Here is a 23,074-nt window from a genome sequence, read left to right as displayed (position 1 = left end):
CGGTCAGCCCTTGATACAGGCTACGGCCTTCATGCGGGCGACTTTCCGTGAAAGTCCCGCCTCATGAACGACATTGATGACTTCATGAATGTTTTTATAGGCTTCCGGTATCTCCTCCCGAAGGGTTCCTCTACCCGAGGCCATGACGATAACGCCTTGTTTCTCCAGGTCAGCCGCCACGGACCTTCGGGCGCTCACTTTTTTCGCCTGAGTCCTGCTCATTACCCGCCCCGCCCCGTGGCAGGTGCTGCCGAAGGTTTCCCGCCAGGCCTGTTCGGTTCCGGCAAGCAGGTAGGAGCCGGACCCCATGTCTCCCGGTATAAGAACGGGCTGACCCACCGACCGGTAGCGATCGGGGAGAGCGGGATGCCCCGGGGGACGGGCCCGGGTTGCTCCCTTACGGTGAACACACACACGCTTTTCAACACCCTCGACGAGACAGTCCTCGATGGTGGCGATGTTGTGACACACATCGTAGACCAGGCGCATGCCCATATCCCGGGGTGAGCGATCGAGAACGCTCTGAAATACTTTGGACGCAAGGTGCATGAGAACCTGTCGGTTGGCCCAGGCATAATTGGCGGCGCAGGCCATTGCCGCAAGGTATTCCCTTCCTTCCCCGGACTGGATGTAAGCGCAGGCAAGCTGGCGGTCTGGAAGGTCGAAGTCCCGTGACTGCCTTTTCTTTACCATCCGCGCAAGGTATTCGTCACAGATCTGATAGCCGAGTCCCCGTGATCCCGAATGGATCATGACCACAACCTGTCCCGGTTCGATACCGAACGCCCGGGCCGCTTCACGATCGTATACCTGATCGACTACTTCTATCTCAAGAAAGTGATTCCCCGACCCCAGGGTGCCCAGCTGGTCCAGCCCACGCTCGAGGGCCCGGTCGCTGAGACAGTCCGGATCGGCGCCCTCCATGACACCTCCATCTTCCGTGGCCGTGAGATCTTCCGGTGTTCCGTAGCCGTGTCCGACAGCCCATTGGGCGCCTTCCCGAAGAACCTTTTTGACTTCTCCCCGAGTCAGGCGGATAGTTCCCCGGGAACCCACGCCGCTGGGAACGGTGTTGAAGAGCGCCACAACGAGGGATTTCAGATCGTGCTGAATTTCTTCGTACTTCAGGTTAGTCGCCAGAAGCCGAACTCCGCAGTTGATATCATATCCCACCCCGCCGGGGGATACGATTCCTTCGTTCAGGTCAAAGGCTGCCACGCCGCCGATAGGAAACCCGTATCCCCAGTGCATGTCGGGCATGGCCATGGAGGCGCCCTGGATACCGGGAAGATGGGCCACATTGGACACCTGTCGGGGACTTTCTTCCTTTCGTATGTCCCGCATCAGGCGTTCGCTCGCATAGAGCAGCCCCGGAACGCGCATACCTCCCCGGGCCGGTATTTTCCACCGGAATTCATCTATTTGTTCGATGGTAATGTCAGACATCAAGAATCACCTGCCCTTTCAAACCACCCGCATCGCCGCCGGTGACACGGGCCCCGTGGTAGGTGACGGCTTTGAGTTCCTGTGTGATAGCATGGCGGTCGGCGTCAAAGGTCTCCCCCAGGACCCGGCCGGAACAACGGTGTTCATCCAGGTGGTCGATGATAACCCGTTTAGTCAAAAAACCACGGCCATTGGCGAGATAAAGAAGTTCTCGCAGAACATTGACCATGAGTTCCTCCCGATCTCCCCCTTCCGCAGAAAAAAAATATTCTTCCCTGAAAGAAAGGGTTTCCGGATCAGTCATGCAGGCCGTGAGGGCGGCCCCGGCATTTTCAAAAAGATCCTCCAGGTCTGTTCCGTAAAACTCCAGGCCCAGGTCCGCCGTATGATCTGTGATTGTATAAGGAGGGTGCGCCATGTCACATCCCTTGTCACTCCGTCTCGTCAGGTCCCGTATCGGCGCCGGGAAAGTCTTCTTCCAGTTCCGTATCCTCCCCGGCGTCAGTTTCTTCAGAATCGATGTCTGATTCTTCGTCCCGCTCCGCACTGGCCAGGCCCGCAAGCCGCTCATCGGGATCGAGATCGATCAGTTTCACTCCCTGGGTGCTCCGATGGAGGAGTGAAATATCCTCTACCTTCAATCGAATGATATTGCCGGCATTACTGATAAGCATGACATCCTCGCCGTCGGCAACCTGCAGGACACGGGTTACGGGGCCGACCCGGGGCGTCGTCTTGAGGTTTATGATTCCCTTGCCTCCCCGCCGCTGGAGCCGATATTTAGATACGTCGGTCCGTTTACCGAACCCCCGTTCTGAAACGGTAAGGATCGATTTGCCGCCGGACAGAATTTCCATTCCCACCACCTGGTCATCGGGATCCATGCGAATACCCATCACACCACGGGCGGTCCTTCCCATGGGTCGCACATCGGTCTCTTTGAACCGGATGGAATACCCCTGTTGCGTCCCAAGGAAAACATTCCGCTCGCCGTCGGTCAGATGAACATCGATGAGCTCGTCGCCGTCATCCAGCGTGAGGGCGATAATACCGACGACCCGCGGGTTCGAGTAGGCGAGAAGATCCGTTTTTTTCACCACGCCCCGGCGGGTTGCCATGATTACATACCTGTCTTCGACGAAATCCCTGACAGGAAGAGCCGCCGTAACGCGTTCATCCTTGGCGATGTCGATAAGGTTGACCACGGCCTTGCCCTTTGCCGCCCGGCTCGCTTGAGGAATCTGGTATACCTTGAGCCAGTACACCCTGCCCTGATTTGTGAAAAAGAGAATGTAGCTGTGGCTGGAGGCAATGAATATCCGCTCAACAAAATCGTCGTCCTTCGTCCCCATAGCCATTTTCCCCTTGCCGCCCCGGCGCTGGCTTGTGTAGAGGCTGATGGGATTGCGCTTTATATACCCCTGGTTAGAAATCGTAACGGCCATGTCCTCTTCGACAATCATATCTTCGATATCGATTTCTTCACTGTCGTGGACAATTTCCGTTCGCCGGGCATCACCAAAGCGCTTTTTGATATCTTCCAGTTCTTCCTTTATGATGTTCATTATTTTTCCGACATCGGCCAGAATACCTTCGAGATCGCGTACCAGAGCCGCGATATCCCTGTGTTCTTCCCTGATTTTATCTCGTTCAAGACCGGTAAGCCGTTGCAGGCGCATGTCAAGAATGGCCTTGGCCTGGGTTTCGGTGAGACCGAAGCCTGCTATAAGGCGTGTCTGTGCTTCTTGTGGACTCGAGGATGCCCGTATGGCCGCCACCACTTCGTCGATGGCGTCAAGGGCAATAATGAGACCTTCCAGTATATGAAGGCGTTCCCGGGCCCGGGCCAGGTCGAAACGTGTTCGCTTCGTCACCACCTCTCTACGGAATGTTATAAATTTCTGAAGTATTTCCTTGAGGTTAAGAACCGCCGGCTTTCCCTGATCGATGGCCAGCATGATGATGCCGAAGGTGGACTCCATGGAGGTCTGCTTGTAGAGCTGGTTGAGAATCACACCGGACATCTCATCCCGCTTCAAGTCGATGACCACCCGCATGCCTTCCCGGTCGGACTCGTCCCGAAGGTCGGTTATACCGTTGATTTTCTTTTCTTTAACCAACGCGGAAATTTTTTCTATGAGTGACGCCTTGTTGACCATGTAGGGCAGTTCCGTGACAACGATACTTTCCTTGTCGCTCCTGGCGTTCCTCTCAACGAGAGCGCGGGCCCGTATGCGGATTATGCCCCGGCCCGTCCGGTAGGCGGAAACAATCCCCCCCCGGCCATTGATAAAACCGGCGGTGGGAAAATCGGGACCCTGTATGTACCGCATCAGTTCCTCGACGGTCAGTGCCGGATTCTCGATGAGAGCGATGAGACCGTCGCAGACCTCAACCAGATTGTGAGGGGGAATATTTGTGGTGACACCGACGGCGATTCCCGAAGAACCATTCAGAAGAAGCTCGGGGATTTTGGCGGGAAGAACCGTTGGTTCCTCCAATGCTTCGTCGTATGTAGGATTAAAATCTACCGTGTCCTTGTCAATATCGGCGAGCATTTCCTCGGCGATACGGGCCATCCGGATTTCCGTGTAGCGCATGGCCGCCGGTGGGTCGCCGTCGATGGAACCGAAATTTCCCTGGCCATCGACGAGGGGGTAACGCATGGAAAAATCCTGGGCCATCCGGACAATGGTGTCATAGGCGGCGGAATCACCGTGAGGGTGATATTTACCAATGATGTCACCGACAATACGAGCCGATTTTTTGTATGGTCTGTTCCATCGGTTCCCCAGTTCAGCCATGGCAAAAAGCGCCCTGCGGTGAACGGGTTTCAATCCATCCCGCACATCGGGGATGGCCCGACCGATGATGACGCTCATGGCATAGTCCACGTAGGACTTTCTCATCTCATCTTCTATGTTTACCGGAAGTTTCCGCTGCTTTAACTGATCCATTCCTTTTTCTTCCTCTCCTCCTTGTTCCTCCCCACGGTACAGGGGGGCGTGCCCGAAGGTCGGACACCCCCCATCCGTCGGGGGGCCTGCCTTCGACGCTCAACCCCGCTCAGGCATTTACACATCAAGATTTGACACGTTCAGGGCATTTTCGTAAATAAACTCTCGTCTCGGTTCGACCTGATCTCCCATGAGGGTTGAAAAAATCAGATCCGCCGCCACGGCATCTTCAATCTTTACCTGGAGCAGGGTTCGACGCTCGGGGTCCATCGTGGTTTCCCACAATTGCTCGGGATTCATTTCACCAAGACCTTTGTAGCGCTGGAGGGAGAATCCTTTTTTACCGATCCGGACAATTGAGTCGATGAGCTGTTTCATCGTGTGAACAGGAGTCCCTGAAGCATCGTCGGCTCGCGTTCCTTCAAAGACGCGGTAGGGAGGTTCGCCAAGCGGTTCCGTCTGTTTGAGGAGGGCTCGCGTTTCCGCAAATTTCGGCTGCGCAAAAATATCCCTGTCTATCCAGGTCATGTTGTCGCTTCCGTTTTCCCTGATGTTGAAGAGAAGTCTCCAGCCGCCATGTTCGAGATCATCCTCTGTCCAGTATGTCCGGACCTCGTCGCCGATAGCGCCGGCTATTCTTTTTCCCAGTTTCATCAGAACATCGCGGTCGGAAAAATCCGTTACAGAAAAAATGGGGTCTCCGGCCAGGAGTTCAACGACCCTCCTGTTTTTTCCCGTGCGGTGGAACTTGTCGAGAATAGTATCGATCCGCATTCCCTTTCTGAGTATCGCAAGAAGCCGGGAACCGGCCAAGCGAACGCCGCTTTCATTCTCCAGGTGTGCTTTCCGGACGCCGTTTTCAAGAATATACCGCTCCATTTCCTCCTCGTTTCCGATATATATGACTTTTTTGTTGTCCAGGACCCGAAAGAGAGGCGGTTGGGCTATATAGAGAAAACCCCGTTCGATAAGTTCCCTCATGTACCGGAAAAAGAAGGTGAGCAGCAGTGTTCGTATGTGCAGCCCGTCAATGTCGGCGTCGGTCATGATAACTACCTTGTGATACCTGAGCCTGCTTATATCGAAATCATCCTCACCGATACCCGTTCCCAGGGCGGTGATGATGACCTTGATCTCATTGTTTCCCAACATTTTGTCAAATCGTGCCTTTTCGACATTGAGTAATTTACCTCGAAGGGGAAGAATGGCCTGGTTCCGGCGATCCCTGCCCTGTTTTGCCGATCCGCCTGCCGAATCACCCTCCACGATATACAGTTCACTGAGAGCCGGGTCCTTCTCTTGGCAGTCAGCCAGTTTTCCCGGAAGGGCCGATACTTCGAGAGACGATTTTCTTCGTGTAAGCTCCCGGGCGCGGCGGGCGGCCTCACGGGCACGGGCGGCCTCGGTTGACTTCGAAACGATTTGGCGGGCCACGGCTGGATTTTCTTCAAAAAAAACGCTCATTTTCTCATACACGACCGCTTCAACGAGACCTTTGACATCGCTGTTTCCGAGTTTCGTCTTTGTCTGACCCTCGAACTGTGGTTGCCGTAACTTGACGCTGATAACACAGGCCAGGCCTTCCCTCACATCCTCACCCTTGAGAGACATCTTTCCGTTTTTCAGAAGTCCCGCACTGAAAGCATAAGAATTGATCACCCGCGTCAGGGCAGACCTGAATCCTATAAGGTGTGTCCCGCCCTCGGTAGTATTGATACTGTTGGCATAGGAAAACACATTTTCCATGTAGGAATCGTTGTATTGAAGAGCCAGTTCGACCTGGAAGTCTTCACGCTCCCCACTGATATAGATCGGTTTTTTGTGAAGCGGTTTTTTGTTTCGGTTCAGGTAATCAACAAAAGAGACAATTCCTCCTTTGTAAAAAAACTCGTTTACCTTCTCGCTCCGTTCGTCCTTCAGAACAATTTTTACTCCTCGGTTCAAAAAGGCAAGTTCTCTCAAACGGTTGGACAATACATCAAAGCTGTAGTCAATATTATCGAATATGTCTTTGTCCGGCGTGAAGGTGATTTTCGTTCCCCGCCGGCGAGTTGTGCCCGTTTCTTTCAGTGGCGCCCGCGGGACACCCCGCTCGTATTCCTGGCGGTACACCTTGCCATCCCGCCAGATTTCGAGTTCCAGTGAACTGGACAGGGCATTCACCACAGAGACGCCGACACCATGCAGGCCACCGGATATTTTATAGCTGTCGTTACTGAACTTTGCCCCCGCGTGAAGTTTCGTCATGACAACCTCCGCGGCTGAGACGTTTTCAGTCTTGTGCCTATCGACAGGGATGCCTCGTCCGTTGTCACTCACCATGATACTGTTGTCGATCCTGATTTTGACTTCGATACTGTCGCAGTACCCCGCCGAAGCCTCGTCAACACTGTTATCCACGACTTCGTAGACAAGATGGTGGAGTCCATCTTTCGATGTACTTCCGATATACATGGCGGGACGCTTGCGAACCGCCTCAAGTCCTCCAAGTACTTTAATATTATCAGCAAGATATCCTTCAGACACGCCGTTTTCCTCTTATTTTCCTTGTATTGTAATAGGCATGATGATGCCCAGGTATGTCTCATCATCGGGAATCCGGACAACGCCCGGCCCTCCCGTACTCCTCATTTCAAAGGTAACCACATCACTGTCGATACCCTCGATACTCTCGATCAGGTATCGAATATTATAACCTACTGAAAAGGTTCCGTTCTTGAAATCGACGTCTAGTTCCTCATTCGCTTCCCCCAGATCAGGATTTGTTGAATTCAGCTTCATGCTTCCGTCACGAAGTGTTATGACGACACCGCTGAAATGTTCCGTCGACATAACGGCCATCCGCCTCAGCGACTGCATCATTTTTTTCTTCTCTATCCGAACGGAAACGCCCCTGTCCTTCGGTATAACGCGCCTGTAGTCAGGATACTGGGCATCGACAAGGCTGACCCGTAACATGGAGCCCTGTTGCCTGACCACACAGACATGATTCCGGATCCCCACATCCACCGTACCGGTTCCTTCTCCATCCTCGACCATCTTTCGAATTTCATTCAGACCTTTTCTCGGGATTATAACGCCCTCAACAGTACTGTCATCATCAATCCGCTCGTGATCAGAAGGGATGTCCCGGCGCACCAGGGCAAGACGGTGGCCATCGGTGGCAACCATCTCACAGGTCTTGCCCTCTTTCTTAAAAAAAGCTCCGTTGAGGCTCGACCTGTTTTCGTCGGCAGACGCGGCATAAAAGGTCTGAAGGATCATATTCCGGAGAAATTTCGCTGGAAGGGTAAAGAATGACACATCGTCCTCCAGGCGAACTTCCGGGAATTCCTCAGCCGATATTCCCGACATGCGATACTCGGCGTTACCGGACACGATATGGGCCTGATGGTTTTCCGTTGTTTTGAAAAAAACCGTGTCACCATCCATTTCACGAACCATTTCATGTAGTTTTTTAGCATTCAGGGTAATCTCTCCCCCCGACAGGATGCGTGCTTCATAGTCGGCGACAAGGCCTATCTCCCGATCGGTCGCTACAATTCGAATCATGCTGTCACCGGCTTTGATAAGAATGTTATTGAGAATCTGTATGGTCGTCTTCCGTTCAACAATTCCCAGGGTCCTTTGAACAGCTTCCTGAAACACATGCCGATCCACAGTAAATTCCATTTCATCACCCTATTCTTTATAATTTTAAAAAAAATAGTAATAGTAGTAGAATCTGTTGATAGCCTTGAAAACCGTCTCTCTCACGCGAAATTACTGTTTTTTCCTATCTCCTGTTCTGTTGATGGTTCAGTGCTTTCTTTGTAGTGTTTCCTCAATATCCTCAACAATGCTTCTCAGAGATCCATCGCGGGTGAGCAGATTTTTAATTTTGTTGTTTGAATATATGACCGTTGAGTGATCACGACCTCCTATCTTTGAACCGATATCAGGAAAGGATGCGCTCGTTATTTTGCGGGACAGAAACATGGCGACCTGGCGAGCGAGCACGACATCCTTGTTTTTTTTCTGTGATTTCAAGTCGGCGATTTTTATGTTGAATTTTGAAGCCACTACCTTGACCACATCTTCAACGGTCAGATCCTGTTTTTTCGTATGCTTCAGGAGTTTTTTCATAACATCCCGTATGGTCTCGCTCGTTATTTCAGTTCCCGTCAGGGAGGAAAAAGCGGCTATCCTCGTCAGGATACCCTCCAGTTCCCGTATGTTTGAATCACCCACAGAGGCGATGTAATGAATAACGTCATCGGGAATGACAATAGCATTTTCAGCGGCCTTTTTTCGTATGATGGCAATCCGTGTTTCCATTTCGGGCGGCTGGATATCGGCTATGAGGCCCCATTCAAAACGTGAACAGAGGCGGGCTTCGAGGTTTTGAATTTCCTTTGGGAACTTATCGCTTGTAACAACAATCTGCTTACCCGAGTCATGAAGGGTATTAAAGGTGTGGAAGAATTCCTCCTGGGTCCGTTCTTTCCCGGCTATAAACTGTATATCATCGATGAGAAGGCAATCAATCTTCCGGTATTTTTCCCTGAATTCGGGCATCTTGTCATACCGTATAGAGTTGATAAGTTCGTTCATGAACTCCTCGGCTGAAACATAGAGAACATGTTTTTTCGGGTAAAGAGCGACTGTAAGGAGGCCGATGGCGTTGATAAGATGGGTTTTCCCAAGACCGACACCTCCATAGATGAACAGGGGGTTGTAATTGTGGGCTGGTTGTTCCGCTACGGAGCGGGCCGCCGCATGGGCAAACTGGTTTGATGTTCCAACAATAAACCGCTCAAAGCTGTAATGAGGATTCAGGGACGACAGCATTCTCTGGTGTGCGGGGGATCTGTCCTGAGGTGACGATCCCTCCTCGGAAACCGGTGTAATCTTCTGAGCGTTATCGCCTTTGAAGGATTTCTGTATGGCGAATGAAACAGATGCCGCCGTGGCGGTTACGGTCGAAATCGCGTCAGATATGATGGGATAGTAATTATCGACGATCCAGTCCCGGAAAAATTTATTTGGCACCGACAGAGTTACCGTATTGTCTTCGAGAGAAACGATTTTGATTGGTTTTATCCATGTTTCGAAGTTTTGCTTCGTTATATTTTCCTTAATAATTTTGATACTTTCAAGCCAGATGGTTTCCAATGTTCCTGCAATCCTATCAACAGTCTTATCAACAGGTGTTGATACGTGGTCGTTCTATCCGTTCTGATGCCTGTTCTCGCGTCGTGTCCAGCGTTATGGTTCTTCCGGACAGCACGACCCCGGCGCTTCAGGCAGCGGGTTTTTCTTCGAAGAATCAGTTGCTACACGGCGCTATTGGGGATCCATGGAGGCTATGAAATCGATGATTCTGTTCAGTTCATCCGTTGACAGATATCGAATTTCAAGTGAACCGCCCCGCTTTTTCGGTTTTATGGTAACCCGGGCCATGAGTTTTTGAGACAGCATCGTTTCCAGGTCCTGAAGCGCGGAATCCTTCGGGTCCTGTTTCTTGTCCGTATCTCCCTGTCTCTGCCTCTGCCTCGCCCGCTGCTCGGCTTCCCGTACGGACAGTTTTTTGTCGATGATTTCCTTGAGGAGACTCATCTGATGGGCGGCCGTTTCGAGGGTAAGAAGCGCCCGGGCATGTCCGGCCGATATGGATTCGTCCACCAGGGCTTCCTTGATCCGGCTGGGAAGCTTCAGCAACCTGAGAGCATTTGCTATGGTTGACCGGTCTTTTCCCACCCGCCGCGCGATTTCTTCCTGGCTCAGCCGAAAGGCAGTTATCAACCGGTTGTAGGCATCGGCCTCTTCAATGGGATTCAGCTCCTCCCGCTGCAGGTTCTCGATAAGCGACCATTCGGCAAGATCTCGATCCGTCGCCTCACGGATAATAACGGGAACTTCCCGGAGTCCTGCCTTCTGCGCGGCGCGCCAGCGGCGCTCTCCCGCGATAATTTCGTAACCCCGTGACAATTTTCTGACAACGATGGGCTGTATCATACCGCTCGTTCTGATCGAATCGGCAAGGCTTCCGATCTCGTCTCCGTTAAAGGAACGGCGGGGCTGGAAGGTGTTGGGCTTTAATTCCTCTATACCGCACATGTAAAAGCGCGGTCCGGGTGCTCCCTCCTCCATGAGATCGGAAAACAGGGCTCCAAGGCCTTTTCCCAGCGTGTTTCGTCGTGCCATCATGCTCTCCCGTCAGCGAGGAGTTCCTCTGCGAACCGGACATAGGAACGGGCCCCGCGGGATGTGCTGTCGTAAAGCGTTATCGGCAAACCGTGGCTTGGACACTCCGAAAGCCGTACGTTCCTCGGAATTATCGTGGAAAAAACATTCGAACCGAAATATTTCCTGACTTCCTCCGCAACGCGATGGGAAATGCCGTTGCGCACATCGAACATCGTCAGCAGAATTCCAGACAGTGACAAAGAAGGATTCAATCGAAGCTGAACAAGTCTGACCGTGTTTAACAGCTGACCCAACCCCTCCAGGGCAAAATACTCACACTGCAGTGGAATAATAAGAGAGTCGGACGCCACAAGGGAGTTTACCGTTAAAAACCCCAAGGATGGTGGACAATCGATTATAATATAATCATAAAGGCTGTCAATGTTTCTGAGTATGTTTTTGAGTTTATGTTCCCTGTTTTTCAAAGATACAAATTCCACTTCCACGCCGATCAGATCCTGGTTTGAAGGCATGATGTCAAGCAGTGGAACGGCGGTGGGTGTAACCACTCTCCGGGGATCTATGCTGCCGATAAGGGCGTGATACAGATTGTTGTTTTTGATCTCGTTCTTGTTGACACCCACACCGCTCGTGGCATTTCCCTGGGGATCCGCGTCGATAAGGAGCGTTTTCTTGTCAGATGCCGCCAGGGCGGCCGCCAGACTGATCGCCGTCGTTGTCTTTCCGACGCCGCCTTTCTGGTTCGCGATGGCTATGATTTTTCCCACGTTTCAGAAACATTCTTTCGTTGCTTGAGTAAGACGGAAATGATAACAGATACTACCACAAAACGGCCCCCAAGAGAAGGTCAAATTTCCCGCTCCCTCAGGTCCTTATTTTCCTTATAAGAAACAGTGTTCTTTTGCCGTTGACCAGCGGGAGCGTGATTTCTCGTCGTTCCATACCCTCCATGTCAAGTTCCGAGAGCACCTCGGAGGCACGCTGCACTTCATCGCCGGAGGGGCTTCCTTTCATGCTGATAAGCGTTCCTCCCGGCGACAGGAAGGAGTGGGCCACGGTAATCAGTTCCGCCAGGGAGAAGGTTGCCCGCGAAACAACGTAATCATAGGAGGCCCGGCCCTCGACAATGGTTTCGATCCGGGCATTGATGACCGTCACACGTTCCAGGTCCAGCGTGCGCAGGACGTGCTTCAGGAAGGACGTCTTCTTACGGGAGGCGTCAACGAGGGTTACAAAGAGCGATTCTCTCATTATTTTTAGAGGAATTCCCGGGAAACCGGCACCTGTGCCCAGGTCGAGGAGACGAAGCGTCCTTTCCTCGCCGGTGTCATTCAGCAGGGGGAGTACCGTGAGCGAGTCGGCGAAATGCTTTACCGGGAGATCGTAGGGGGTTTTCAGGGAAAGAAGGGACATGTTCCTGTTCCATGTAAGAAGCTCTGTGCGGAAGAGTTTAAAGAGGCGAAGCCGGTCCTCCGTGAGAGGACAGGCAATGGCCTGAACGGCTTGTTTGAAGATGTCTTCCCAGGATTCCACAGTTCCGTCCTCCTTGCGGACATGTTCCAGGTACTCGCAATGCGGTACAGGCGTGGCGCCGATCGATTCCCGACGCGTGCGCGATACACGGGCGGGAGACGGAGCACCTCCGGACTTCATTGTCCCGGAGGTGATAATAAGCTACAGGAAGTTCCGTGGCAACCGAAGAAAAACCGGGACGGGAGAAGAACAATGAAAGGAGGTGTAACCATGCGCAATATCAAGATTATCCTGAACCGGCCCACGTATTCGGGAAACATCGGTTCCGTCGCATGTTGCGCGAAGAATATGGCCATTAAAAAACTTATCGTGATGGATCCCTTCGACATCGATGTGGAAGAAAGTGCAAAGATGGCGATTCATGCCGCTCTCGACGTGGTCGAGCGCATCCGGTACGTGTCGTCCCTCAGAGAGGCACGTGCCTCGTTTCAGTTCATTCTGGGGACCACAGCCGGGGTCGGCAGTTCACATCTTCGGCAGTCCATGGTGCCCTCGACGGAACTTGCCGAAATTGTTGCCCCCCTGCCGGCCGACAACCGGATTGTCCGGGTTTGAGGAATTTCTTTTCCCGGACCGGGCTTTTTGCCCGGGACGTGAATATCATACGGGTCATATGCCGCCGGGTCGAACTGTACGGCCGGGGCAGAGCCTCGGGGATACTGAAAGAACAAAAACCTTGACATTCGCCGGGGGGAATCTTACACAGGCACGATAGTGATTACACTATCGAGGCGCATAGTATCACGGAAACGAGGGGGAAAACCATGAGTGGACTGTTTACTTTTTGTGGAGCGAAAAAAATTGTCTTCGGAAGGGACTCCCTTGAAGGCCTCGCCGGCGCCGTTGGGGAACTGCGCGGTTCCTGCCCCTTTATTGTCATGGATGCCCGTCTTGCCGAAGCGGGGCTTGCCGACCGGGTTCGTGAAATCCTGGGACGTGATGGTCTGAAGGCTGTCGTTTACAGCGAAATAGACGGCGAGCCTCTTCTTGAAACAGCCGACCGAGGAGCACAGCGGGCCAAAAAGGCGAAGGCGGATATCGTCGTCGGCATTGGCGGCGGAAGTGCCTTGGACTCGGCCAAAGCCATAGCGGTTGTGGCGGGAAACAACGGGAAGGCCGTTGACTATCTTGGTTTAAACCGCGTTCCGGGGCCGGGGTTTCCGAAAATCATGGTGCCCACCACGGCGGGTACGGGTAGCGAAGTTACCTTCACCTCTGTTTTTATCAGGAAGGACCTGAAGAAAAAAGAAGGCATGAACAGCCCTTTCCTTTATCCGGATATGGCGCTCCTGGATCCTCTGCTGACGCTCTCCGTTCCCCCGGATGTAACGGCCACCACGGGAATCGACGCTCTCTGCCATGCCATAGAGTCCCTGACCTCCATCCAGGCGAGTCCCATGAGCGAGATGTTCAGCCTGGAGGCGATCGGGCTTATTGCCGCCAATATCAGGACCTGTGTTCACAACGGTTCCGATATCGACGCCCGAGAGGCGATGTTGCTGGGAAGCCTCTATGCCGGTCTCGGCCTTGCGAACGCGGGGGTCACGGCCGTCCATTCCCTCTCCTATCCTCTCGGTGGTCGCTACGGAGTTCCCCACGGTCTTGCGAACACGGTACTGCTTCCAGCGGTGATGCGCTTTAATCTGCCCGGAGCCCTGGAGAAATTTGCCGCCGTTGCCGAAGCTATGGGAGAGGCAGTTGATGAACTTACCCTGCGGGATTCCGCGCTCTGTGCCGTTGCCGCGGTGGAAGACCTTATATGTGACTGTGGTGTCGACAGCAGCCTGGAAACGCTGGGTGTCGGGGAAGATGATTTCCAGGGACTTGCGGAGGAGGCCATGACGGTCGCGAGACCGCTGGCGAATAACCCTCGGAACCTTTCAGTGCAGGATGCGATGGAGATTTACCACGACGCGTATTAAGGCGCGGGATGCTCCGCTCCGGCAGGTGCACGGACGTTTTTAACATTTTTATGAGTTTGTCCCACGTGACGTCCGCGTAGAAGTCGAAAAATGGCGAATTTTGAAAATCGAGCCCAATATTTCCAATTCCAATGAGTTACAAAGCTGCCCTTGGAACATTTGGACTTTTTACGGAACCATCACAAGTAACAGGGAGGAAGAAATGGCAGGAGCCGAATTGATTGGACAGGAGGAAATACAGGAGGTCATGGAAGTCATGGAGACGGGGGTTCTCATGCGCTACGAGTTTCATGACCAGAGGAAGGGCATCTATAAAGTTGCCGAATTTGAAAAGGCTTTCGCGGGCTATCTCGGATCGGCCCACGCCCTGGGTGTGACGTCAGGATCGGCGGCCCTGAAAGTGGCCCTCACGGCGCTTGACGTAGGGCCCGGTGATGAGGTGATCGTACCGGCCTTTGATTTTATCGCCACCTATGAAGCCGTTCTTGAGGTAGGGGCCATTCCTGTCATGACCGATATTGACGACACCTTCAACCTTGATCCCCGGGCAATCGAGGACCGGTTGTCACTCGCTACGAAGGCGGTCATACCGGTACACATGTGCGGCGCGGCCGCGAGGATGGAAGAAATACTGGCCGTCACGCGCAAACACAATCTCCTGGTTCTTGAGGATAACGCTCAGGCCTGCGGTGGGAGCATAGAGGGGAAAAAACTTGGAACCTTCGGGGACATGGGAATCATGAGTTTTGACTTTTACAAAACCATCACAACCGGCGAAGGGGGCATGATCGTCACCGACAGCAAGCACCTCTATGAACGGTCCGACTGGTACCACGATCACGGGCACGATCATAATCCCGCTGTGGGGCGGGCCCTTGAGGGGAGAACCATCCTCGGCTTCAATTACCGCATGAACGAGCTGCAGGGCGCCCTGGGGCTGGCACAGCTGAGGAAACTGGATTTCATCCTCGCGGAGCAGAGAAAACACAAAGCCCTGCTGAAGGATGCCCTGGGCAGAGTGCCGGGTATTTCCTTCAGGCATCTCGTCGATCCTGCCGGAGATGCGGCTACCTTCATCGGCTTTTCTTTTTCCGGTGCTCCTGAGGCGAAACGGTTTCAAAAGGCCCTCGCGGAACAGAGGGTTGATGCTACCTACTATAAAGAGAACGCCTGGCACTATGCCCCGCGCTGGGAACACCTCATCGCCGGTGCCACGGCAAATTCAAAAGGATATCCCTTTACGAATCCGATATACAAGGGCGCCGTGGATTATTCCGCCGATCATGTTCCCTACGCCGATAACCTGCTCGGACGATCCCTTTTCATGGCCATTCCCGTCAAAATGTCGGAGGAGTACAGGGAAACCGTCCTGAAAGGCATAGAAACGGCCGCGAAGGCGATGTAGAGAAAGGATCCCGGCATATGATCGTTGTAACAGGAGGGGCCGGCTTCATAGGAAGCGCTCTGGTCTGGAAGCTCAACGGCGAGGGACTTCGGGATATCCTGATCGTGGATAACCTGGGCGAATCTGAAAAGTGGAAAAACCTCGTCAATCTTCGATTTGAAGAATACATCCACAAAAGCCGTTTCCTGGAAATGATCAAGAGGGACCGGATCGATGCCGACGTCAGCGCCGTTGTTCACCTTGGTGCCTGCTCGTCCACCGTCGAACGGGACGCCGATTACCTCATGGAAAACAATTATCGGTACAGCCGGGTTGTTGCCGAGTGGGCGCTTCGGAAAAAGGCGCGTTTCATTTACGCGAGCAGTGCCGCCACCTATGGCGACGGTTCACTCGGGTTCTCCGATGCCGACGATGTCAGTTGCCGCCTCCGCCCCATCAACATGTACGGCTACTCGAAGCAGCTCTTCGATCTCTGGGTTTTGCGCAAAGGCCTGAATACTCGAATGACGGGTATAAAGTTTTTCAACGTCTTCGGTCCCAACGAGTATCACAAGGCTGATATGAGAAGCGTGGTACACAAGGCAGTCGAACAAGTCCGCGACACCGGGGCGGTACGGCTCTTCAAGTCCCACCGGGAAGGCTATGGCGACGGAGAGCAGTTGCGGGATTTCATATACGTAAAAGATTGCGTCCAGGTACTCCGGTGGTTTATAAAGCGGCCCGAAGCGGTGGGCATTTTTAACCTAGGCACGGGCCTCGCCCGCAGCTGGAACGACCTGGCCCAAGCCGTTTTCAAGGCCCTGAAAACGACTCCCCGCATAGACTACATTGATATGCCCCTGTCGCTTCGTGACCAGTATCAGTACTACACGGAGGCCGTCATCGACAAGCTCAGGGATGTCGGCTACGAAGCGCCTTTTTCTTCCCTCGAGGATGCCGTGGCCGACTATGTGGTCAATTATCTGGAAAGGGGCGAACGGTGCCTCGAATAATCTGCATTATTCCCGCCCGTTATGAATCATCCCGTTTTGCCGGTAAGCCCCTTGCGGACATCGCCGGCAAAGCCATGATTCAGCATGTCTATGAACGGGTTGCGCGCTGCTCCTGTGTTTCTTCCGCCGCCGTCGCCACGGATGACGAGCGTATCGTTGAAACCGTGCAACGCTTCGGAGGAAATGTCCTCATGACGGCCGGTCATCATCGAACGGGCACGGACCGAATCGCCGAGGCGATTGCCGGCATGGGGCTTGCCGACGGGGATATCGTTGTCAACGTCCAAGGAGACCAGCCGCTGTTCGAGCCTTCGCAGATCGAGGAGGTCGCGGCCCCACTGTTGTCCGATCTCTCACTCCAGGTGTCGACCCTCATATACCCTATCGAGCGGCAGGAGGAAATAACCCATCCCAACGTGGTAAAGGTGGTTGTTGACCGGGATGATTATGCCCTGTATTTTTCCCGCGCCGTCATTCCCTTTGTCCGTGCCGGAGAGGCCGTCCACTACAAGCACCACGGCATCTACGCCTACCGGAAGTCATTTCTTCCTGTTTTTTCAAGTCTGGAAACGGGGATCCTGGAGCGCTGTGAATCGTTGGAACAATTGAGGATTATTGAGAACGGCTACAGAATAAAGGTGGTTGTGAGCGCCCACGATTCAGTGGAGGTTGATACCCGGGAGGAGCTGGAACGGGTAAGGCGGATTCTCTCATCAGCAGGAAGGGGCGAGGAATGAGAATTGTGCGATTCCGGGGGGAAGACGGGGCGGTGTACCGGGGAGTGCTTGACGGTGAGTCGGCGGACAGTGCCCGCATCATCGAGGGGGATCTCTTTTTCAACCCGACATATACCGACAGGGTCGTGCCCATCGCCGGACTGATGGCTCCCCTGTCGCCTGCCATAATCTATGCCGTGGGCCTCAACTACCATCGCCACGCCGACGAAACGGGGGTGTCCCCTCCCGACAGCCTGGTGGTTTTCATGAAAGCCGTCACCAGCATTGTGGGTCACGGCGAACCGGTGCTTCTTCCCCTGGCGGGACCCGATGAAGTGGATTACGAAGCGGAGATGGCTATTGTTATCGGAAAGACGGGGAAAAACATACCCCGCGACAAGGCGGACGACCATATATTCGGATATTGCTGTGCCAATGATATCAGTGCCCGTGACTGGCAGTTGAAAAAACAGAAGGGACAGTGGGTACGGGCCAAGAGCTTCGACACCTTCTGCCCCCTGGGTCCTGCCATAGTAACCGGCGATGACGTGGGTAACCCTGACGCCCTTCGAATATCGACCCGCCTTAACGGACGGACCCTGCAGGATTCCACGACGGCTGACATGATATTCAGCGTACGTGATATCGTATGTGATTTGAGCCGCTCCGTCACGCTGCTGCCGGGAACGGTGATTCTTACGGGAACGCCCGAAGGAGTAGGGTTCGCGCGAAAACCGCCCATTTATCTTGCTCCGGGAGACGAGATTTCTGTCGAGATCGACGGTCTGGGAACGTTGACGAACCCCGTTGCCATGGAGCGTCTGCAGGAAACATGAGTGGAAACACCCATACCGGCCGGGACGTCAGTAGAGGTGGATCTCGCGGTATCCCGATGCGGCAGAATGTGCGCGCCTGGCTGACGACGGCTTACGAAAAGATGGAGCACCACTTCGGAAAGCTTCACTGGTGGCCCGGCGAGACAGCCTTCGAGGTCGCCGTCGGTGCAATTCTCACCCAGAACACGGCCTGGTCCAATGTTGAACGGGCTCTAGAGCGGTTAAAGACCGCCGGCCTCATGGACGAGAACCGGCTTTACGAAACTTCCCTTCCCGAGTTGATTGAGGCAATCCGCCCCGCAGGGTTTTATAATCTCAAGGCAAAACGTCTGGGGGCCTTCCTCGGGTTTCTCCACGAGCGCTATGGCGGTCTGATGGAGAACATGTTCACCGAAGAAACCGACGTTCTTCGGGAGGAGCTTCTCTCTGTCCGGGGGATCGGTCAGGAAACGGCGGACAGCATTCTCCTGTACGGAGACAACAGGCCGCTGTTTGTCGTCGACGCCTATACGCGGCGTATCCTGGAGCGGCACGGAATCCTGAGTCAGTCCTGGTCATACGGCGATATCCAGAAGATGTTCATGGATAATCTCCCTCTTGACGGGACCCTGTACAACCAGTACCACGCGCTTATCGTTTCGACGGGAAAGCACTTTTGCCGTGCGACGGCCCGCTGCGAGGGATGCCCCCTTCAGGGCATGTAACGGGGAAAAATGTTTCACGTGAAACATGATGATCCCGTAAAAAATCAAAAAATGTCTTATTCTTATAGAGAACGGTTGTGTAAAAGCTCCCTGAGGCACGGCGCGCACATCCTGAGGAGAGAGGCATATTTTGGGATACACCGCAGTGACGAAGGAAGGAGCGCAATCAAGCATCCGGCTGTAGTACCGAAGGGATGCCTCCGGTACTATTGTACGAAGCCGTCACGCATGAGAGTCACAGCAGAGTGACGATAATCTCCCGTTTTTGGCGGGGACCGTCAAATTCACAGAGAAAGATGTTCTGCCAGGTGCCCAGCAGAAGGTTTCCCTCCTGTATGGGAATGGTCTCCGAGGGTCCGATAATTCCCGCCTTTATATGGGAGTCTCCATTCCCGTCAATGCGGTCATGAAGCCATGCACCCTGGGGGATCAATTGCCGAAGGCAGCTCAATACGTCAGAGGTAATGTTGGGGTCCCAGTTTTCCTGGATCATGATGGCGGCAGTAGCTCCGGGAACGAACAGGCAGCAGAGCTCCGAGGAGTGATCCGCTTCTCCCACGATCTTCCGGATGGGACCGGTTATGTCCACAAGCTCTTCCCGCTGTGTCGTGGTGACGGTGAAAACAGTTCTCATGGCCCTTCTTTCATTCTCCTTTCTGTTTCAATGATGACGGCATCGAAATGAGTCGAAAATAGCCGGATTCAGAAGAGCCTCGAACAAGTGGCGGGCACATCCTGAGGGATGAGACGTCCGCAGGGTATGCCGCGGTGATGAAGGGTGTGGCTCAACCAGGGGCCGGACTTCTTCTGATGCGGTCACCAATGGTCCTTTCCGGGTCTGAATCTTCCGGCGTTCATGTCAGGTCATGGCACCGTATTTTTTAAGCTTTTTGTGCAGTGTTCTCCGTGTGATGCCAAGCCTGCGCGCCGTTTCACTTTTGTTTCCCCCCGCCGCGTCCAGGGTTTCGAGAATAGCACGTCGCTCCAGCTCTTCCAGGGAAACCGGCGGCGTGGAATCGGAGGAGACAATCCTGTCGGCGCAGGACAACAGGGACAGATCTTCGGTATCGATGAAGTCCTTTCGGGACAGCACAACGGCCCGTTCGATGACATTCATCAGCTCCCTGACATTGCCCGGCCAGGAATGCTTGACCAGCTGGTCCATGGCGCGCGGTGTGAAGCCCTTGATGGGCCGCCGGTTTTTTTCGGCGAAATCATCGAGGAAGCGTTGGGCCAGCAACGGGATGTCCTCACGGCGGTCTCGAAGCCCCGGTACCGTGATCTGGATTACATTGAGACGAAAGAACAGGTCTTCCCGAAGCCGTCCCCGTTCGACTTCTCGCCGGGGGTCCCGATTGGTGGCGGCAATGATTCTCACGTCTACCGGAACCGGTTCATTGCCGCCGACCCTCACGATTTCGCGTTCCTGGAGCACGCGCAGAAGTTTTACCTGCATGGCCTGTGTCATGTCACTCACTTCATCAAGAAACAGGCTTCCTCCGTCGGCATGGCGGAAGGTACCCTCTTTCCGACGGTCCGCTCCCGTAAAGGCTCCCTTTTCGTGGCCGAACAGTTCCGATTCAAGAAGTGTTTCCGTCAGGGCTCCGCAGTTGATTTTGACAAAGGGACCTTCCCGACGGCGGCTGTTGAAATGAATAGCTCCGGCGACGAGTTCCTTGCCCGTTCCCGACTCCCCCGTGATGAGCACGGTGGCGTCCGACGGCGCCACCTGAGATACCGTATCAAGGAGCTCCTTCATGAGAGCGCTTCGCCCTACAATGGACCCGCTGTCGAAATGAGCACCGAGAGTCTGCCTGAGCAGAGTGTTTTCTTCCTTGAGCCGCCGGTGTTCCGTTGCCCTCTCCATGACAATCCGCAGTTCATCGAAATCAAGGGGCTTTGTCAGGTAATCATAGGCCCCTTTTTTTAGGGCATCGACGGCGGATTCCACCGACGAATAAGCCGTCATGATAATAACCGGTATGGAGGGATTCACGGACCGGATTTCAGGAAGGGCTTCGAGACCGGAAAGACGGGCCATGCGGACATCCATGAGGATAAGATCCCAGGGACGCTCGCGGACCAGGCTGATTGCGACATCGCCGTCGTCGGCATCCTCGACGGTATAACCCCACCGTGAAAGTAAGGTTTTGAGCATGGTCCTGTGGGCTCTGTCATCATCGACCACAAGGATCGACCGGTCGTTTTTCATGGTTCATCTCCCCTGTTCGTCCCGGTCGGCGGTGGCTTGGCGGGTATGGTGACCGAGACCGTCGTTCCCTGTCCGGGGGTGCTCTCCACATGGATGTCACCTCCGTGAGCTTCAATGATCTTGTGGACGATTGCCAGGCCGAGTCCCGTTCCGGTGCTCTTTGTCGTATAGTAGGGATCAAAAATTTTCGGCAGGTCGGCGTCTTCGATGCCGCCCCCTGTGTCCGTTACTGAAAGGGTGGTACGGAAATTGCCGTCGCGTACGAGGCGAACCAGCAGCCGACCTCCGGAAGGCATGGAATCCAGGGCGTTGAGATACAGGTTGAGAAGCACCTGGTTCAGGCCGTCGGCGTCGGCTTCAAGGGTATAATCCACCTCCGGAAGATCCCGGTCTATCTCAACGTTCTGTTCCCCGGCCCGGGAAGAAATGGTTTCGAGCGACGTTTTGACCAGGAACGCGGGAGAGACCGGACTCCGCCTTACCCGCAGGGGGCGGGAGAGTTCCAGAAGCTGACCGATAGCACGGTTAAGGCGTTCCACCTCACTGATCATTATGTCGGCGGTCTTTTGATCCTCCGGTACGTCCGGGTAGCGGTCCCGGAAATAGGTCGCGAAGCCTTTGATGGAGCTCAGAGGGTTGCGTATTTCATGGGCCACGCCCGCAGCCATCCTCCCCAGTGAAGCCAGGTGCCGGCTGCGCTCGACTTCCTTCCTGAGGCGCTTGACCTCCGTAAGATCCCGTATGAGGATAGCATGTCCCATGAAAGATTTTTCGTCCATGAGAGTGGTTGCGACGACATCGAGCGGCACTGGGCGGCCGTCGGGTAGAAGACAGGTTATTTCCTCTTCAAAGAATGTCACCGTTTCCTCGAAGCGGTCCAGGACATCCGCCAGCGCCGGGGAAAGAACCGCCCGGACGGGCCGGCCGAGGACATCCGCCGCCGGAATTCTCAGGACCTCCTCGGCGACCTGGTTGAAAGACGTAATGACCGCCGTGCTGTCCGTGGCGATAATACCTATGGGCATGTGTTCCACAAGGTTGTCTGAAAATACTTTTACCCTGGATAGTGATGAGCGGGCCTGCCGGTATCCCTCGGCAACGAGAAGGGAAATAACGCCGGTGAAACCGATCAACAGGAGAATGAGGGCCAACGTCGCGGTCATGCGGAAATCCGCCTTCAGGGCGGATGCGACGGGTTCCCGGTCAAGTCCGATGAATATCATGAGCGCAGGATGCCGTGACGGGTCGCCGCGGAAAACGTCGTCCGGTATGGCACGTTCGAGCGGCGCGGGGATAACCGCCTGTGAAGGGGCAAAGTATCTGAAGACTTCAAAGATTTCTTTCTGTCCCTGATCTTTGAGCGTCCGATAGTACAGGGCTTCCGTCGCGGCGATTTCCCGGAGATCCAGCCCCCTGCCATGGTAGCGCCCGACTTCCTTCGGATTGTTGTGGGCGACGATAGAGCCGTTCAGGTCCGTTATCAGGAGATAGACGATATCGGGCTGTTGTGCCGTTTCAACGAGCAGCGTCTGTATCTGGGAACTCGTGCCGCCTGTTGCCGGGATCCCGGCCCTGGCGCCCGCCTCGAACGATCTGATAAGGGCGGCTCCTTTTTCAGCGAGAAGCCGTGTCATGGCGTCTTTCTGTTTTTCTATGCTGTACAAGGCCATGAAAATCACGATGGGGACCAGGATGATCACCGTCCCTATGACGATCCAGGGAGAGAGCATGATCCAGGAGCGCCTGACCGATGCGGCGGGAGCTGCTTTTTTGCTGTTCTTCATTAACCCCGAACCCTGAAGCATAGTAACAAGTCGTACAATGTCCGATAAAGGACGGCTTTGGAAAAAGCTCCTTGAGGCACGGCGCGCACATCCCGAGGAATGAAGCGTATTGTGGAATAAGCCGCGGTGACGAAAGAGAAAGCGCAGCAAAGCCTCCGGTACCTTCTGCAAGGCCGCCCTCTATCGGACGTTGTACGACTTCTCAATACCATACACGACTTCGTCAATCCTGCGTGATTACAACCGGCTGCTTCCTGTTTATGGTGCAAAGCCGATGCCGATTGACCTGTCGATGCCGGCAGAACAGTCAATCGGCAGGTGATCACATCCAGCGGGTCGATCCTGCTGTATATAGAGTAGCCAATCGTATACCACAAA

General features: G+C 54.2%; 19 protein-coding genes. 7 read left to right on the top strand and 12 right to left on the bottom strand.

Translation table 11 applies throughout. From position 1 onward, the window contains the following. Nucleotides 1-3: 3 nt before the first annotated feature. The 9 genes from M0Q23_00770 to rsmG all read right to left on the bottom strand — a co-directional run bounded on the left by M0Q23_00770 (nt 4) and on the right by rsmG (nt 12,125). On the bottom strand, nt 4-1,437 hold the full coding sequence (locus M0Q23_00770; protein MCK9527181.1) for an RtcB family protein: 1,434 nt from the start codon (nt 1,435-1,437) through the stop codon (nt 4-6). 1 nt (nt 1,438) lies between these two features. Next, nucleotides 1,439-1,864 carry an archease gene (locus tag M0Q23_00765; GenBank protein ID MCK9527180.1) on the bottom strand — a complete coding sequence of 142 codons (426 nt, stop codon included), beginning with the start codon at nt 1,862-1,864 and terminating at the stop codon, nt 1,439-1,441. Nucleotides 1,865-1,877: 13 nt separating this feature from the next. Beyond that, nucleotides 1,878-4,403 carry a DNA gyrase subunit A gene (gene gyrA / locus M0Q23_00760; GenBank protein MCK9527179.1) on the bottom strand — a complete coding sequence of 842 codons (2,526 nt, stop codon included), beginning with the start codon at nt 4,401-4,403 and terminating at the stop codon, nt 1,878-1,880. Between the two features lie 117 nt (nt 4,404-4,520). Next, a complete protein-coding gene (gene gyrB / locus M0Q23_00755; protein MCK9527178.1) occupies nt 4,521-6,929 on the bottom strand; it encodes a DNA topoisomerase (ATP-hydrolyzing) subunit B in 2,409 nt (802 codons plus the stop codon). A 12-nt stretch (nt 6,930-6,941) separates the two neighbouring features. Then, entirely contained in the window at nt 6,942-8,075 is a 1,134-nt protein-coding gene (gene dnaN / locus M0Q23_00750; GenBank protein ID MCK9527177.1) for a DNA polymerase III subunit beta, read from the bottom strand. Between the two features lie 126 nt (nt 8,076-8,201). After that, complete coding sequence (gene dnaA / locus M0Q23_00745) at nt 8,202-9,557, bottom strand: chromosomal replication initiator protein DnaA (protein ID MCK9527176.1); 1,356 nt, start codon at nt 9,555-9,557, stop codon at nt 8,202-8,204. Nucleotides 9,558-9,728: 171 nt separating this feature from the next. Beyond that, nucleotides 9,729-10,589, bottom strand: a complete 861-nt coding sequence (locus M0Q23_00740; GenBank protein MCK9527175.1) for a ParB/RepB/Spo0J family partition protein — start codon at nt 10,587-10,589, stop codon at nt 9,729-9,731. Further along, nucleotides 10,589-11,359: an AAA family ATPase gene (locus tag M0Q23_00735; protein MCK9527174.1), complete on the bottom strand. Its 771-nt coding sequence runs from the start codon at nt 11,357-11,359 to the stop codon at nt 10,589-10,591. The genes M0Q23_00740 and M0Q23_00735 overlap by 1 nt, the downstream gene beginning before the upstream one ends. Nucleotides 11,360-11,456: 97 nt before the next feature. Next, nucleotides 11,457-12,125: a 16S rRNA (guanine(527)-N(7))-methyltransferase RsmG gene (rsmG, locus tag M0Q23_00730; protein ID MCK9527173.1), complete on the bottom strand. Its 669-nt coding sequence runs from the start codon at nt 12,123-12,125 to the stop codon at nt 11,457-11,459. 192 nt (nt 12,126-12,317) lie between these two features. Between rsmG and M0Q23_00725 the strand changes: the two genes are divergently transcribed. The 7 genes from M0Q23_00725 (at nt 12,318) to M0Q23_00695 (ending at nt 18,700) form a co-directional block, all read left to right on the top strand. Continuing rightward, nucleotides 12,318-12,680: a hypothetical protein gene (locus M0Q23_00725; protein MCK9527172.1), complete on the top strand. Its 363-nt coding sequence runs from the start codon at nt 12,318-12,320 to the stop codon at nt 12,678-12,680. A 209-nt stretch (nt 12,681-12,889) separates the two neighbouring features. After that, nucleotides 12,890-14,047 carry an iron-containing alcohol dehydrogenase gene (locus M0Q23_00720; protein MCK9527171.1) on the top strand — a complete coding sequence of 386 codons (1,158 nt, stop codon included), beginning with the start codon at nt 12,890-12,892 and terminating at the stop codon, nt 14,045-14,047. Between the two features lie 202 nt (nt 14,048-14,249). Then, the gene (locus tag M0Q23_00715; GenBank protein MCK9527170.1) at nt 14,250-15,452 is read left to right on the top strand and encodes a DegT/DnrJ/EryC1/StrS family aminotransferase; all 1,203 of its coding nucleotides are present in this window, start codon (nt 14,250-14,252) and stop codon (nt 15,450-15,452) included. A gap of 17 nt (nt 15,453-15,469) precedes the next feature. Further along, a complete protein-coding gene (gene rfaD, locus M0Q23_00710; GenBank protein MCK9527169.1) occupies nt 15,470-16,444 on the top strand; it encodes an ADP-glyceromanno-heptose 6-epimerase in 975 nt (324 codons plus the stop codon). Continuing rightward, entirely contained in the window at nt 16,432-17,181 is a 750-nt protein-coding gene (gene kdsB, locus M0Q23_00705) for a 3-deoxy-manno-octulosonate cytidylyltransferase (protein MCK9527168.1), read from the top strand. The genes rfaD and kdsB overlap by 13 nt, the downstream gene beginning before the upstream one ends. Next, nucleotides 17,178-17,996: a fumarylacetoacetate hydrolase family protein gene (locus tag M0Q23_00700; protein ID MCK9527167.1), complete on the top strand. Its 819-nt coding sequence runs from the start codon at nt 17,178-17,180 to the stop codon at nt 17,994-17,996. The genes kdsB and M0Q23_00700 overlap by 4 nt, the downstream gene beginning before the upstream one ends. After that, a complete protein-coding gene (locus tag M0Q23_00695; GenBank protein ID MCK9527166.1) occupies nt 17,993-18,700 on the top strand; it encodes an endonuclease III domain-containing protein in 708 nt (235 codons plus the stop codon). Before M0Q23_00700 ends, M0Q23_00695 begins: the two co-directional genes overlap by 4 nt. A 235-nt stretch (nt 18,701-18,935) precedes the next feature. Here the strand turns inward: M0Q23_00695 and M0Q23_00690 are convergent, their stop codons facing one another. The 3 genes from M0Q23_00690 to M0Q23_00680 all read right to left on the bottom strand — a co-directional run bounded on the left by M0Q23_00690 (nt 18,936) and on the right by M0Q23_00680 (nt 22,696). Then, nucleotides 18,936-19,334 (bottom strand): secondary thiamine-phosphate synthase enzyme YjbQ, encoded by a 399-nt coding sequence (locus M0Q23_00690; GenBank protein ID MCK9527165.1) that lies wholly within the window; start codon nt 19,332-19,334, stop codon nt 18,936-18,938. 225 nt (nt 19,335-19,559) lie between these two features. Beyond that, nucleotides 19,560-20,912, bottom strand: coding sequence for a sigma-54 dependent transcriptional regulator (locus M0Q23_00685; GenBank protein MCK9527164.1), 1,353 nt, complete (start codon nt 20,910-20,912; stop codon nt 19,560-19,562). Beyond that, nucleotides 20,909-22,696, bottom strand: a complete 1,788-nt coding sequence (locus M0Q23_00680) for an ATP-binding protein (protein MCK9527163.1) — start codon at nt 22,694-22,696, stop codon at nt 20,909-20,911. The genes M0Q23_00685 and M0Q23_00680 overlap by 4 nt, the downstream gene beginning before the upstream one ends. Nucleotides 22,697-23,074: the final 378 nt, after the last annotated feature.

The organism is Syntrophales bacterium, assembly GCA_023228425.1.
Lineage (GTDB): Bacteria > Desulfobacterota > Syntrophia > Syntrophales > UBA2210 > MLS-D.
The sequence above is the reverse complement of the archived record's forward strand: the minus strand, read 5'-3'. Positions and strand labels throughout refer to the sequence as shown.